At 41.8% G+C, this 16595-nt stretch carries 8 protein-coding genes; all 8 read right to left on the bottom strand.

What is annotated here, in order from left to right; translation table 11 throughout:
- Nucleotides 1-40: 40 nt before the first annotated feature.
- Nucleotides 41-2956: a family 78 glycoside hydrolase catalytic domain gene (locus tag KCTCHS21_RS04745; protein WP_232058077.1), complete on the bottom strand. Its 2916-nt coding sequence runs from the start codon at nucleotides 2954-2956 to the stop codon at nucleotides 41-43.
- 88 nt (nucleotides 2957-3044) lie between these two features.
- Entirely contained in the window at nucleotides 3045-4361 is a 1317-nt protein-coding gene (locus KCTCHS21_RS04740) for a carbohydrate ABC transporter permease (protein WP_130605435.1), read from the bottom strand.
- 16 nt (nucleotides 4362-4377) lie between these two features.
- Complete coding sequence (locus tag KCTCHS21_RS04735) at nucleotides 4378-5283, bottom strand: carbohydrate ABC transporter permease (RefSeq protein ID WP_232058076.1); 906 nt, start codon at nucleotides 5281-5283, stop codon at nucleotides 4378-4380.
- A gap of 217 nt (nucleotides 5284-5500) precedes the next feature.
- The gene (locus tag KCTCHS21_RS04730) at nucleotides 5501-10708 is read right to left on the bottom strand and encodes an FN3 associated domain-containing protein (RefSeq protein WP_130605433.1); all 5208 of its coding nucleotides are present in this window, start codon (nucleotides 10706-10708) and stop codon (nucleotides 5501-5503) included.
- Between the two features lie 98 nt (nucleotides 10709-10806).
- Nucleotides 10807-12204 (bottom strand): extracellular solute-binding protein, encoded by a 1398-nt coding sequence (locus KCTCHS21_RS04725; protein WP_157993949.1) that lies wholly within the window; start codon nucleotides 12202-12204, stop codon nucleotides 10807-10809.
- Between the two features lie 104 nt (nucleotides 12205-12308).
- Nucleotides 12309-13967, bottom strand: coding sequence for a response regulator transcription factor (locus KCTCHS21_RS04720; RefSeq protein WP_162309267.1), 1659 nt, complete (start codon nucleotides 13965-13967; stop codon nucleotides 12309-12311).
- Complete coding sequence (locus tag KCTCHS21_RS04715; protein WP_130605427.1) at nucleotides 13960-15792, bottom strand: sensor histidine kinase; 1833 nt, start codon at nucleotides 15790-15792, stop codon at nucleotides 13960-13962. The genes KCTCHS21_RS04720 and KCTCHS21_RS04715 overlap by 8 nt, the downstream gene beginning before the upstream one ends.
- Before the next feature lie 239 nt (nucleotides 15793-16031).
- The gene (locus tag KCTCHS21_RS04710) at nucleotides 16032-16334 is read right to left on the bottom strand and encodes a hypothetical protein (protein ID WP_130605425.1); all 303 of its coding nucleotides are present in this window, start codon (nucleotides 16332-16334) and stop codon (nucleotides 16032-16034) included.
- Between the last annotated feature and the right edge of the window lie 261 nt (nucleotides 16335-16595).

Below are 16595 nucleotides of genomic sequence, written 5' to 3'. Positions count from 1 at the left end.
TAAGGAAGGTTTCTTTTTTATTTTTATTGAATTTTTAGTCTTATGCGATTCCCAGCTTCGTTTCTGCGATCGAGCCCGTATAGCCCTCAGGCAACCGGATTTGAGCAATTATCCCTTCCGGATAAGACACATTGAGCTCCATAGTCTGATTACTTTCATCAGTGGTCCATGAGACATCAATTCGCCCACCTGCCGGATGCGGAACACTACCCTTCGCCCATGTGAGTCCACTTGGTGCAGGTGCAATCTCAACTTCAGTCCAGCCCGTCGTCAAGCTCCTCACACCAAGCACCTCACGACCTAAGAAATAAGCCGGAGCAGACGACCACGCATGACAGTGGCTACGCGTTAGCATATCCGGATTGGCCCGATTCTCGAGGAAGTTCGGATATTGCTCCCAGCACGTGGTTGCACCATGACGGATCATCGTCCCATAGTGATGACGAATATCGTCCAAAATGAGACGAACCTCCCCAAGCTTAGCCAGTGCCTCATAATAGAAGAAGGACATAAATGGACTGCCGATTTGCACAAACTCCTTAGGAGGTTGAACCAGATAAGCGTCGATAATTTGCTTGCGCTCACCCTGAACGACACCCGTGAGTGAAGCAACGACCTGCGAATGTATGCTTAGGCTGTCAGAACGTCGACCATCTACATGGATGCAATCGATATAGGCCTTCTTCTCATCATCCCATAGTTGCTCATTGATTGCATTTGCAAGATTGTTAGCCGCTTGTTCAAATTTTGCAGCGCCTTCCTCATCCTTCGCAATGATTCCCATCTGTGCAGCAACGCGTAGCGTTTTAACCAAGAACATATTCTGATGCGTGACGATACCATCGTTCGGCTGGTCGATCGGCGACCAATCTAGCAGGTTCCAGCCTTTTACATTAAACAAGCCACTGTCATCAATCTTAAGTAAATAATGCCCCATCGTATACTGAATAGAGTCGTACATCTCTACCGCGAACGCTTCATCACCGGTCTGCTCGTAATATTCAGCACAAGCGATTGCCCAGAAGAACGTCCAGTTCGGAATGACACTGCTCCATCCACTCGGTACTTGGTTTACAAAGAGCGGCGATTGATGCTTGGAGCCAGGAACGAGTCGTAAGCAACGCTTTAGAATATCCTGAACCCCATACACGTAATTGCTTACGAGTGCTTCGTTGCGACTATCTCCTACCCAGAATGTTTGTTCATAGGCTGGACAATCGACGAAAGTGTCTTCCATACACAGCTTTGTCGTATGACGGCTAATTTCCCAAATGTCATTCAACAGCGTGTCAGAGCATTCGAATCGCCCGACTTGAGCCATTGGATAGTTGCTTTGAATGAAGGTCACGCCGTAAATTCGCACCGGTTTTGTTGCCCCGCGCACCGTCAACGCCAAGTAACGGAAGCCACGGCGAATAGGCGTCTCATACACCTGTCGACCTCCATGACATACGTAGCGAAGCGTATGATCCAGGTCAAACGTATCCTGACGATATTCTCCGGACATATACTCGAAGCCATACCAATCGAGTACTGTTCCCGCTTCTGCTTCCACTTCGAATGATAGATACCCGGAATATTCCTTACCTAGATCGAACAGCACTTCAGTATCGTAGCCTTCGAACACTGGCACAACACCTGCATCCGTATTTGGAATGATCGCGTTCTGAAGCTGCGCAGGAACCGCAAATTTCACGTTCTCTTTATGCCAAACACTTAGTGCGAACACATCGACCTCAGACACGTACTTCGGATCGATTGGGCTTAACCATTCTTCGTATCGCCCCAAGTCCTCTGGTCTCTTTAGCTCGCCAAGTAATTTAACGTATACGGGATGTGTCCAATCCAACTCTCGATAGGGCTGGTGATCGATTGGGATAATAGAGTCGAATGGACCAATCCGGAAAAAGGTAGATTGCGAATGTGCAGCCAGCTGCTCTAATGGCGCTGCGAATTGTAATTCCCCGCACGCTTCCCCATAAACTCCCAAATCCATCTTACCTGTATGGAGGTTGCCAGACACATCGATGACGAGCATGTTATCTCCTTCGTTCAGGTTAACGTCCGTATACAGCTCTGGCATTGTTCCATAAAACCGGTCTAGGGGGATTTCTTCACCGTTTAGGGATAGCGTTCGAAGGCATTGTCCCGACTGCAGAAAGCCTATTGTTGCTGCACCCGCATATTTGGCACGAATCGAAGTCACAACAAATCCAGTAAAATGAATCCCATTAGCATGATCCTCACTGCCATCATTCAACGCATTCCGAACATCAAGCGCTGTCGTTATGTGGAATGATTTCACCTTCGCCAACGACTCAACGCGAACAGGGTAAACTGTTTCATCCGTCAGCATAGGGATGTCCCGAGGCTTTAGTGTTGTCCACGGCTCCATACCAACCGATCCAAGAACGATTGCATTCGACCATGCCTCCGTATTACTGTAGCTTTGCTCGATCCATGATGAATCCCATGCTGTAGCGTCTACATACTCTGAGAACCCTTGCTGAATAGATGTTCGCGGTGCACGTGGATGCTGTCCAAGATGACGCGAATTGAGCCAATTCTCGTCAGTCGCGACGATAACATTACCATCCGAATCGTTGAGCTCAGCTAACAAACCTCCCCGTCCTCGAACGTAGTAGAACGTCGACAATCCGAAATGTAGGACGAGCACAGCAATTGTATTTTCTTCACCATATTTTATTAGATGGCTGACTTCGTAAGTATCATAGGATTGCTCGAACGGCCATGAGCGAACCGGTCCCCGACCGAGTCTCGTTCCATTTATGTAAAGAACATAACGTGAATCAGCCGTAATTCGTAAGGAAGCCCCTGGGCGAGACTCCGATGCAGCCGGAACGTCGAACGTTCTACGGAAGCATCTCCATTCATTACGAGGACTTTCCTCTCCATCTCCCCATATCCACTTGGCTTGCCAATTAGCAGTCATCATTGTTCATGTCCCACCTATTCGTTGAATTAACTCTATTGTAAAAAACAGAAAGGTATATTATAGGTTTATTACGACAATACCTTTGCCCTTACCCTTTTACGCCTGTAAAAGAAGCGCCTTTTTCTATATATTTCTGACAGGTTGCAAATACGATTAACAAAGGGATCATACTTAAAACACCTACTGCCATAACTATGTTCGCTGGAGTCGTTGATTGTAGCGAGTTTAAGGCAACCGTAATTGTCCAGTTATCTTGTCCTGTCGCAATAACTAGCGGCCACAAAAACTCGTTCCAAACAGGTAAGAAAGTCATAACTGTAACCACAGTGAATATGGGTATCGACATCGGAAGGACAATCTGAGCGAACTTCCTTATATCTGATGCACCATCCACTTCAGCTGCTTGCATAAGCTCACGTGGCAATTGATCGAAAAATCCTTTGAATAAAAAGATAACGATTCCCCAAGCTGTATGCGGTAGAATAATACCCCATAATGAGTTCACTAAATGCAGTTGGTTCATGGTTAAATATAGCGGGACAAGCAGCACAATATCAGGTACGGCAAGCGTTGCTAGAAAGAACATGGTTAACCACAGCTGAAGCTTCTTGCTCCGAATTGTAAAGGAAATAGCATAGGCTGCCAGGGAACCTATAACAAGCTGAAGTAAAATTGAAGTAAGGGTAACGAAGGCACTATTATAAAAGTAATGAAGATAGGACGGACCGTTGCTTGATTGGGCTTGGCCCATTAGAATGACTGTCCGATAACTGTCGAATATACTCCAAAAGTTTCTAGATGTCGCCAAGCTTAGCGACTTACCCTTCACAAATTCAGTCGTCTGATAGAACTCTTGAAAGTGGTGAACAACCTCAGAATCCGAGTTTGTTGTTGCTTTCTCATTTGATATCCCTGCATCCCCATACCACTTAAACGTTGAATACTTTTGCTTTCTAATATCTGATAGCTTATTATCCATCCCATCTCCACTAAAGAGACTGGAGGGAACAATAAATTTATGTGCGTACCGGAAGGAGTAACCTGCTGTTTTTGCCCGATACAGGAGTCGGCCATCCTTTACCCCCTCTATGACAACAGCTCCGATCAAATCGCGACTATTCATTTTCCAAGGAAACCAGATCGCTTTCATCGCGTCCTTCTCATAAAAATCAGCATCTTCTGTTGCTTGATCCGTATAATCCAATGTCACTTGAATGGTTTGTGGAATAGAAGGCAACCACTTAGGTGGATTTGCTGTTATGGATAATTCATTCTTCATCGATGAGGAGATCATCCAAAATAATGGAAACAACGCCGCTAAAATAAAAAATAGCGTTATCAGATAAGCGATAAGCTTCATTGTACGATGACCTTTTTCTTTAATATGATTGTTATTATTACTCATTACATTCCCTCCTTCCTTAATCGGATTCCCTCGATTGTCTTAGTTGTATAAATGTAATTACCGCCGTCAGGATAAATAATAAAAATGATATTGCACTCGCTGTACCAAAGCGTAATTCATTAAATGCTGCATTATATACAAGTATGGATGCCACCATTGTTTGATTAGCAGGACCACCTTGTGTGAAAACATAAATATTATCAAATGTATACAGTGCACCTGTTAAAAAAGCAATAAACTGAATCAGGATAATATATTGAATATTAGGTAAAATAATCGAAATCATTCTTCGCCAAGGACCTGATCCATCCATTTTGGCAGCTTCCAATATTTCTGTTGAAACGGCACGGATGGCTGAATAGTATAAAAGAATAGCAATACCCGAGCTAGCAAAAACAGAAGGTAGAACAATGGCGTATTTAACCATATTAAGATCATTCAACCAAAGATAGGGGCCTAATCCAAGCTTACCTAGATAATAATTCAATACTCCGTAATCAGGATTATACATATATTTCCATATCAATACCGTAACAACACCCGGTGCAATAGCGGGGATTTGATAGATGAACCGAAATAGTACATTCCCTCGGTGAATTTCGTTCAGGAATAAAGCCTGGACAATAGGGATCCAGAAGGTTAAGACAAGATACATTAAAGCAAACATGAGAGTAATTCCAAATGCATGCCAAAAGGAAGATGAAGTTAATGTTTGGATAAAATTATCTACTCCAACAAATTTACCAGGGGGATTTCCAACGTTATAGTCAAAAAAACTGATATGGATCATTCTTAGCGTTGGATAATATTTGAACAATAGATAACAAATAATGGCGGGGGTTAAAAATAAAACAGGCACCCAGCGGATAACAAACTTACGCTTTTGTTTTTTTTCTGGCTTCGTTTCCATAATCAATTCCATTTCATCACCCTTTTGCTGAAGATAAATGTCGAATGTCGGGATTCCACTAGCGGAACCCTGACATCTTTATTTGTTAATATAAATTGTATAATAGGACCTCATAGCGATGAATAGAATAATTTTACTTTCAGCTAAAAGTAATTCAACTGCATTTAGGTGCAGCAAAAGAGGCCCCTAAGGCGACTTACGCCCTGGAGCCTCTTCCTTATCTCTTATTTCAGTGATTAATGACTGCCAGAATCAGCTTAGCCGCTTCTGCTCTTGTTGCATTAGCTTTCGGATCGAACCTATTCTGCCCTTTGCCTTGAATGATACCGAGTTGCTTAAGTGCTGCCGCTGCTGGCACCGCCCATACGGGGATATCCTCCGAATCAGCAAACCCAGCATTGACGTTTGCGTCGTCCTTTAATCCAAGTGCTCTCGCAATAAGCACGGCCATCTCCGCACGCGTGATCGGAGCATTCGGAGCAAAGCGGTCAACACTCACACCGGAAACAATGCCTGCTTTCACAGTTGCCTGCACACTTCCTGCATACCATTCATCTGATTTCACATCCTTGAATACCTTCACCTCTTCAGATGCTGGAAGATTTAAGGCGCGAACTAAGAGCGCTACAAACTCCGCTCGTGTCGTATCCCCTTCAGGTTGGAACAAGCTGTCACTCACACCGTTTACAACGTGCTTAGCTGCCAATACTTGCAAAGTTCTTGCAGCCCAGTGTGTAGCCGGTACATCGCTGAACATCTTGTTAAATTCCAGAACGGCATATTTACTTAAATGCTGTAGCTTTACAGTTAGTGTTTGCGCACTACTGTTCAATTGGCCACCTACATACTCCCATTGTTTGGTCGTCTCATTGTAGTAGTAAATGCCAAGAAGCTCTTCATCAACACCCTTGGCATCATAAGGTAATGTAATTTCTACGCTTCCATTTACCTGTTTAACCTCAATTGTGCTGCCGTCTGATTTTTTTAACAGGATGCTAATTTCATATACCTGACCTGCAACTTTGATGTGAGCAGCCGCTCCTTGAGGTGAAGCATTCGTGCCCCCAGTTTCGCTCACTGGCTTGATCTGTACTTCAATTGTTGTACCTGCTTCAACACCTGCCTGTTTTCTCAAGGCACTTAGCAAGACTTGATCAATATTAACGATCACCGATCCTGCCTGTACTTGAAGTGGACGGTCTCCAATTTCTATTAACGGTACAGATATCGTGGTTTGCTTGCTATCGAGCTTGACTACTGCTTTACCGTTCTCCACAGTTACCACATTTGTATTTCCTTGATTACCGCCACCACTATTATCAGTTGGTGTTGTCGTTGAATTTGACGATTTTATTATCGCGGCATTGAAGCTTGTAGTGGCTGATGCAAGTATAGTGATCTGTCCATCTATTTCTGCTTGTGTTGCTGATGCATTATTATTCACGTCTGAAGCTGCATCGATCGCACTCTGCAATGCGTCATGTGCTGTTTGAGGTACATTTCCTACCGCTGTTCCCACTGTTTTGCTTGAAATTAATATATTCGCATTATTAATTGCTGTTACTAATGCTGTTTTATCAGTTACTGGTGTACCGTCATTATATATTACTACCTTGTCTAATCCGATATAGTAATCACTTGAAAAACCACCCTTTTCGCCTCTAGCGACAATTTTCAACGTATGATCGCCGCTGTCCAGTCTACCTGTATCAAAATATAATGTCTGTCTCAGCGGAAAATTGTGGAAGAGGTCTACAGTTGTTTTTAGTTCACCGTCCAAATACACATCGGCCAGGCCGTAATTAACATATCTTTCGCCAAATATTTTGGCTCTGTTGCCGCTAAATTTTACCTCATAATAGTTGTTTGCAATGTTTGAAGATTTATATTTATCACTGTAATGACCACTGAAAATACCAGCGAAACTACCATGCCCATTACTAGGAGACCAAGTTCCGCCGTAGGTGATTGAAGCATCGTCATTACTCAAGCTAGTTAGAACAGGTTGCAGTGTCGGCGTTGGTGCTGGACCGTTCAAAGTAAAATAATATACACCACTGTCCTCAGTCATATTTACCGAAAGGTCGATCCCATTATTCGTGAGAGTGACAGGATTCCCATACATATCCGTAGCGGTTGACCCCAGTGGAACATGATAAGTATTAGATGCCCCTTTAGCTAGCCATACCGCTTGAACTGTACTACTTCCTGTTAAGGTCAACGTATAAAAACCGGTACTGTCATCAGGTAGTGAAAAATCGGTAAAGTCATGACTGGCTGACAGCACAGTTAGCTTTTGAATAGCGGTATTGGCACGTGGGATTTGCCCGTTATCATCATTGTCAAATAGCGACCACTCGGCAGCTCCATCAGCATAGTAACAAATGAATTTGTAACCGGCCATCCATTGCGCAAGGAACATACGCGTGATTAAATAAGCCTTTTTGTGTTGATCACCTTGGGTATCAATATCCAAATTCACACCTTGCTCTGTCATATAAGCAATGTTCATGGAAGGTAAATATTTTTGATACATATCGCGCCAATTATGCGTATGGTCAAAGACAGCTTCAGGATAAGTGTTGCGGTCTCCCTCCTGATTCCAGACGTCCATCCAATAGGAGTGTACCCCAACAGCGTCAATATCACCAAGACCTGCTTTAAGCATTTCGTCTAGATAAGCATAGTTAAACATCCCAGTTCCAGCGGATACCACAAATGCCGACGGGTCAGCCTCGTGAATAGCGGCGCTGGCAGCCTCACAAAGAGAGGCATATTGTTCAGGGGTTAAGGGACCAAAATTTTCGGGTTCATTGTAAATCTCGAATTGGGTCCCGGTTCCTTTAAAATGCGCTGCAGCCGCTTTAGCAAATTTAGCAAAACCATCAACCGCCTCTTGAGTGCTTGGCGCATTATTAGTATTAACATCAGTAGGATAAATAGCATTTCCATAACTTACTACAAATAATACTCTCATACCTCTTGCTGCAGCCCTATTGACAATGATGTCATAATAAGCCCAGTTATAGTTACCTATAGTTTGTTCAACATCTTCCCAATGTAAATCAGTTCTCACCCAACCAAAACCTTCTGCTTTTGCTAGATCTAACCTGACCGAATTTGCAGGCCCGTGCATATTTAATGCCAACATAGACGACAACGGATCGTTAATAATGGTTGCTGGATCCGCTCCGGTTCCAATCCAATACTCGAAGCTGCTAACTTCACTTTCGAGCGAATCTGACGTTGTCGCATACGCTTTGATTGTCATCGAGTTAGTAATCGAAATGGGCTGCTCATAAAGCGTCTTATTTGTTGAGGTTCGAGGATCGCTCCCGTCCGTAGTATAATAAATTTTTGCTTCAGCTACCTTGTTGGTTAATTGTACTTGCGTACCTTGAGGTACCTTTCCCCACTGCTGATTGGAAGTCACATAAGGTAGATACTTCAGCTCAAAATCTCCATTCTTAATAAGATTGTCCGTTGTACCTGCTGCAATCATCGAGATATCGTCAAGCCAAATAAATTCTGTTTTACCATCAATAGCGATTCTAAAACCAAATTCGGTTTCATCCGGACCTGTTGTATACGAAATCTCTTCCCTTTTCCAGTCATAAGTTTCCTGCTCCGTTGCAAGACTCTTTCGCAAACCCCAGCCTGGACCTCCCCCAAACCATATATTTGAAGCGTTAACCGCTTTAGCCCACAAACTGATTTTATAGTTTGTATTTGGCTTCACCTTTACCAACTGAGGTACGGCATAATACACATTTGGCGCAACTGAAGACTTGTTACTCAAACGTAATGAATAGATACCTCCATGAACGATACTCTTATCCAGTGTATACTCCCCTTGCGCAGGACCCCCGATATCCTCCCAGCCTGGTATATCACGATCAATGAACGAATTATCGAAAATCAAATAATCGAAGCTGGTGACTCGACTATCGAGCGAATCTACCTTTGTGGCATACGCTTTTATTGTCATCGTTTTTGTAATCGTAATCGGATCCTCATATACCAACGGATTTTCTGAGGTTCGAGGATCGCTCCCGTCCGTAGTATAATAAATTTCCGCTCCAGCTACCGTGTTGGTTAATTGTACTTCCGTACCTAGAGCAACCTTTCCCGACGGCTGATTAGAAGTCACATCAGGTAGAGGCTTCAGCTCAAAATCTCCATTCTTAATCACATTTACTGTTGTACCTGCTGCAACCATCGAAATATCATCGAACCAAACATTTTCTACAGTACTATCAAGATGGATTCTAAAATCAAAGGTGGTTTCATCCTGACCTGTTGTATATTGTAGCGTTTCCTTTTTCCAATCATAAGATAAAGGTACATCAGCTGATAATGCAACATAATTTCGCTGATTCCAACCAGGCCCTCCCCCGAACCATACTATCAAAGCGTTATCCGCTTTGACCCATGCACTGAGTTCATAGGTCGTATTTGGTTTCACCTGTACCGACTGAGCGGCGTAATAATACGTATTGTCCGTATATGGAGTCAGGTTGTTTAGACGTAAGGAATAGGTACCTGAATGAACCGTACTCCGATCCAGAGTATAGTCCCCTTGTGCATTACCCCCGAATCCCCATTCTGGTACATCATGATCTACAATCCAATAGTCGAAGCTGGAGACCTGACTATCTGACGAATCTGTCTTTGTCGCATACGCTTTTATTGTTGTCGTTTTTGTAATAGAAATAGGCTGCGTGTAAACTGCACTTGTTTCTGAGGTTCGAGGATCACTCCCGTCCGTTGTAAAATATATGGTCGTTTCAGCTACCGCATTGTTTAGTTGTAACTCCGTACCAGACAGAACCTCTCCCACCTGCTGACTGGAAGTAACGTCCGGCAGTCGATTCTTCTCAAAATCACCGCTCTTGATCACATTGTTTGTTGTACCTGCTTCAACCATCGAAATATCATCGAACCAAACATTTTCTACAGTACTATCAAGATTGATTCTAAAATCAAAGGTGGTTTCATCCTGACCTGTTGTATATTGTAGCGTTTCCTTTTTCCAATCATAAGATAAAGGTACATCAACCGATAATGCAACATAATTTCGCTGATTCCAACCAGGTCCTCCCCCGAACCATACTATCAAAGCGTTATCCGCTTTGACCCATACACTGAGTTCATAGGTCGTATTTGGTTTCACCTGTACCGACTGAGCGGCGTAATAATACGTATTGTCCGTGTATGGAGTCAGGTTGTTCAGACGTAAGGAATAGGTACCTGAATGAACCGTACTCCGATCCAGAGTATAGTCCCCTTGTGCATTACCCCCGATCTGCCAGTCTGGTACATCACGATCGATCAACTCATCTGCTGCAGCAATCCCAACATTCAGTCCTGGAATTGTACCAAAACCTGTAAAGATAACGCTTACAATTAAATAAAGTAATAATGTCTTTTTAAGCATATAGTTGCCTCCTACGTTTATTTTTCATAATACTATCTCAAAGAAAAATGCCGGGAATCCTTCTGCGGGAGTCCCGACATTTATAAGTCGGTAAATTGTTATTTTGCGCTTAAAACATCTGCGTTGTACTTATCCACAACTTCCTTTTGAGCTAAATCTTGTGCTTTTTGAAGCTCGGCTTTCGGATCTGCTTTTTCATCCAACAGTATTTTTTGAACAGCACCGACTACATAAGGGGTAAGTCTTTCCTTCAGGAAATATTCTAAATGGGGATCAGCGGCAGTCTCTGCAACAACTGCTGTCAGGTCGGCAGGGATGTTAGCAAAGAATTTAGTTACATCAACATCTGTACGAACTTGTAGCAAACCTGGAAATGCTCCATTATCAGCAGAGAATTGTAGCTTCTTCTCAGCCACTTCTTTGGATGCCATATAAGTAATATAAGTCCATGCTGCATCCTGCTTCTCTGGGCTTGTTTTGGCATTTATCGTCCAATAGGATCCACCAACTTGACCTGGGTTTTTACCAGCCGGTCCCTTTGGAAATGGCATCAAACCAATATCTTGAATGTTCATGCCGTTACCTGTAAACCAATCTACATTACCAATCTCCATACCCACTTTACCTGCTGCGAAATCTTTTAGGTTGTCGACTAAGCTTTGTACAACATTTTTCTGCACCACTTTATCGGTCCATTTCAAATCTTTGTAGAATTGTAAGGCTTGAACGACTGGCTCAGAAGTAAAGGTTAGTGTCGCAGTTCCATCGTCATTTTTCACAGTCAAATCTCCACCTGCTTGCCAAGGGAAATATTCAAAGAACCAATCAGCAAACTCTAAACCCAGAATATTAAAGCCATAAGTACCCTTAGCAGGATCGGTTAGCTTCTTCGCAACCTCTCTAAATTCATCCCACGTAGCTGGCGGTTTTTCGATGCCCGCTTCCTTAAAAAGCTTCTTATTGTAGGCAAATGTCATTACGTAGGCATCGTAAGTTAAGCCATAGTACTTACCATCTTTCTTTCCAGCTTCCATTGTGGCAGCCATCATTTTATCTTTATCTGCCCATGCATCCAAACGATCCGTTAAATCTAATACAAATCCATTAGCAATATATTTCTGAATATCAGGAAAAGCTGCTGAATGCCAAGCATCTGGACCAACCCCTCCTGCCATAGCTACTAAATATTTGTCGCGATATTTATCATCTAATTTCTCACGCTTAACCTTGATATGCGGATATTCAGCATCAAAGGCTGCGAATATTTCTTCTTGAACCTTCTTATTCGGATCATCATCATTCGGTTGATCCCAAACCGTTATTTCAACATCCTTTGCAGGCTCCGGTGTTGCTGATGCTGTTTCTACGGCTGGAGTTGTAGCGCTTGCCCCGCTGCTTGCTGCAGGAGTATTCTTGGATGATCCACAAGCAGTTAGTACAATTGCAGAAGTCAGCAATACGGTTAATAACTTAAATGCCCCACTTTTTAATTTCACGCAAATGCCTCCACAAATCATATTTTATTAACAATTGAATTGTATAATGGGAGCTCTTTGTGCTGAATACAATAATTTTGCTTTCGTTTATAAGTAATTCAACCTTATTTAGGAGTTCGATGCTCCTGCCGGAATTCATTTGGAGAAAGACCACGTTCTTTTTTGAAAACATTACTAAAGTAAGCTGCTCCTTCATAACCTACTAATTCTGCAATTTCCTGAATCTTAAGATCCGTTCCAACTAACCATTCTGAAGCTTTATTGAGTCGTAAATTTGTTAAGTATTCGGAGTAGCTTTGACCATAGTTCTCCTTAAACCGTCTGGAAAAATAAGTCGGATTTATAAAAAAACGTTCTGCTATCAATTGAAGCGAGATCGGCGATTGTAGATTTGAATCCAGATACTGCTTTATTTCACCCATCAAGTCCTTACCTGGTTGATTTTCTTTAGCCGCGATAAATATAGTAATCTGTGAAAGCTGATTACTAATATGCTGAACCGCGTCCTTCCAGCTCATTAAATTTTGTAGCCAGAACTGTAGATCATCCATCTCACCAATTAATAAGTCTGAATTTTTCGTTTTCTCGATTAGGTATTTTCTCATAAGCAAATACATGTCTACACAAAACCATTCGAGATGAACATAAGTCGACATAGGAGTATCCACGAGTAACTGCACACGTTTCTCCACCCAATTGATGAGTCCTACTCCATTACCATCAGATAACAGCTTGAACAACAATCGTTCCTCGTGATCATTTATAACATTATGCTTCGAATTCGATTGTGCACGAATTACGCTATAATCATAGATTTGGTTGGCACCCTGCATCATTTTATTGCGTAACGATAATTTAGCCAATTGATACGACTGCTGCATTAAACTCATCTGATCCACAACACTACCAATGGCAATCGTGACATCCAGCTTCAAATAACGGTTGATACCATAGAGAACATTGGCAAGCCATTCCTTGATCATAATGTTCTCATTGATGTGACTTATCCCAAGGACATAGACCATTTCATTCTGATGGATCGCATGTTGGAAAATAAATCCGTCATAGTTTGCTAGCTTCATCTGGTCTGACATCACATTCTCAACTGCGAACCAAATCAGATGCTCCTCACCAGCCCTAAATGAATAATGGGGGAGTATAAAAGGCTCTAGCTCTAGCACGATTGCCAGAAAATAAGGGTGGCTGTGTTCCATATCTGTAACCAGCTTCGAGTTATTTTCCATAGGCAGGGATGCTTGTCCTGTTTGAATTATTCTAGTTAAGTACTGCTTCCTAATACTCTCCCGATTCATTTCATGATCTTGTTTTAGCTTATCCAATTCCGCTTGGCTTTTTTTCACTGATTCTTTTTTATGAATGAGTTGGCTCAGTACAAGCTGTAGCTCGTCCTCATCAATGGGCTTTAATAGATAATCGGATATTCCATATTTAATGGCACGCTTGGCATATTCGAAATCGCTGTACCCGCTAATAATAACAAATGAGATCAACGCATTTATTTCCAGTACTTTCTCAATGAAATCCAAGCCATTCATTTCAGGCATACGCACATCTGTAATCACAATATCGGGGATTTCCTGTCTAATAAGCTCCAATCCTTCTTCACCATCACCCGCTTCACCTATAATCGTAAGCGGTAACGCATAGGACTGGATCTTGACGATGATCCCTTTACGTTGAATCATTTCATCATCTAGAATAAGAACCTTTAGGGTCATCCCACTCTCACCTTTCTTAGACAACGGTTTTCATTAACCGAATTGAAACTTCCGTCCCTTTACTAAGCTCACTTTCAATTGTTAGACCATAGACTTCACCATATATTAATTTCAGACGTTCATGGGCATTAACGATACCAATTGAACGTTGTTCACGGTCCAATGAAAAATCACGTATCGAAACCTCCGCAAGATCGGTTTGTAACTTTTCGAGTCGCTCCTCTTTCATGCCGAGACCATTATCCTTAACCGTTATGACAATATCCAGCTCATTCTGAGCTACTGCTTTTATCCGGATTTGCCCCCCTCTCCGCAAGCCCTCTATACCATGAATAATGCTATTTTCAACAATAGGCTGAAATAACAGCTTGGGAATCCGCACAGATTCCAGCTCAGGCTCCACCTCAATCTCGTACTGTAAACGAGCTCCATAACGAATCTGCTGAATCTTAAGATATTGCTTAATCTGTTGAATTTCCTCAGCAAAAGTAGAGAAGCTACCACCGTTCACGTTATAGCGCATCATTTGCGCCAGAGAACAACAAATTTCCTGAATGCTTTTGTCCTCCCCTTGAACGGCTGCTAAGCTTTCAATTGTACCCAATGTATTGTATAGAAAGTGAGGATTTATTTGAGACTGTAGTGCTTTGATCTCAGCATCCTTTTTATTCAACTCCGTTTCATAAACCTTCTTAATGAGTTGATCAATTTCCATCGCCATCTTGTTAAAGCTAACGACAAAAAATCCGATCTCGTCATTCGTTTCCACAGGTATAGAGACTTTATACTTTCCCTGCTGGATCTGTCTCATGCCTACTCTCAAACGTCTGATAGGTACCAGCACACGTGAAGATAATAAGCTCGCTAAGAGCATCGCGATCAATAAACAAGCAAATCCAATGATGATGGTTCTTTGGGCCAAAGCATTGACTTCCTCCAATAATACAGAAACAGGAACCTTCCCAACCAGAATCCAATCTGTATTGGCTACGCTTCGATAGAAGACCAAGGATTTCCCGCCTTGATCGGTTACGTATGCATAAGGCTCATCATTATGATCATTCCATTTCATTAAATTTGCTTCTTGAAACAAAAGAGATCCGATATTCTCCATCTCCGTGCTTAGAATAATTTGGCTATCCTGCTTATTCACCAAATAGAATTCACCATGATCTTGAATCTTTAAATCGTTCAACCAAATTTGTAGCTTATCGAATGATAGAATAATAATCATGCTGCCCAGAACGGGCTGAAAATCTGCATATACATCTTTTAATGCTTGTGTATAGGCGATCGTTTGGAACATTTGTTTTTTCTGTTTATCATAGACATCGGTTAGTACCCAAGACTCCTTGCCATTATTACTTAACGCAATCTGATTAAGCCTCGCCTTCTCACTTTCAAAGAGATCTCGATCTTCGACATAGTTGTTCGATGCCATCACCTTAATACGTGTAATATTTTCCTTATCATTTACCGTGATAATTTGAACTAGCGCATTGCTATTCTGCATGAATAGAAACTTATAACTAAAGTACTCTATCTTTTCTAAATTCTCATATATATCTCTATACGCGATTTGAAGCTCCTCATCCCCAAAGAAACCCCAAGCATCATTTTTAATGTTTCCCATTTGTAATTGTAAGGTTTGAACTGCTTGCTCAGTTGCACGATCCATATTCGATATTTCACTTTTCTTAATATTCGCGGAGGTTTCAATATAGAAGTTCACACCTAAAGATGTAACCGTTAACACAATCACAGCAAAAAAAGCCAGGAGCATCTTCCTATAAAAGGATCGCTTGATGTATTGAATTGGCTTAAGTATCCATGTCCAAACCCTTTTCATACCGTTATCTCCCTATGCTTTTCTAAAATTTATCACTCTCATTTAAACATAACATGGTAGCACCTTCTTCTAATTGTTTTTCTGAACAAAAGTTGAATTATTAATAGTCGAGAGTAAATAAATTATAAGAGAGACCCCAAGGAATTGTTGCCTCGGAGTCTCTCATCATTATTATTATACTTACCCATCATTCTGCTTATGACGGCAACATCGTTAGTTGCTCTACATGAAATTTCCTGTTAATTCGCATTTTCGGAGAAAAATTCATCTAATATTTTATAAAAATTATTGAATGCATCTTCATCGCTGCTAGAGTAGAAAGTAATGAGGGATGCCCAGCTATGTGTCGTATTAATATTAAACCGCTGTTCGACATATTTCTGAAATTCAGGAAGAAAGAAATAATTAGATTCACCAGTTATTTCGTTGTGATATTCTATATAACCATGCAGAAATGCTTGAAGTAAATGTAACGATTTCTTGCCAAGATGGATTTCAGGTAGATGCCTTATGTTTTGGACTAAATTGTATACTTTATCCACATTCATCTCTCCTACTTGAGTTTTTATCTATTGTTCTTGTCCCGGTTGCATGAAAATCGTCTCACCATTTTTGATATTCTATCCCATTTGTATGGATGTTATCGTAAACTTTCCCTTCATATTATACTATTTTGTTTCATGTAGGTTTCCATATCATTTTCCTCCTTAACGATGAACCATTCCGGATTGCGTTCTACCAGTATTGATCCCTGACAGGCTCGCTCCGGCTCAAACTATAAAGCTTAAAAGCGTACGTACATC

This window comes from Cohnella abietis (assembly GCF_004295585.1).
GTDB classification, from domain to species: Bacteria; Bacillota; Bacilli; order Paenibacillales; family Paenibacillaceae; genus Cohnella; species Cohnella abietis.
The sequence above is the reverse complement of the archived record's forward strand: the minus strand, read 5'-3'. Positions and strand labels throughout refer to the sequence as shown.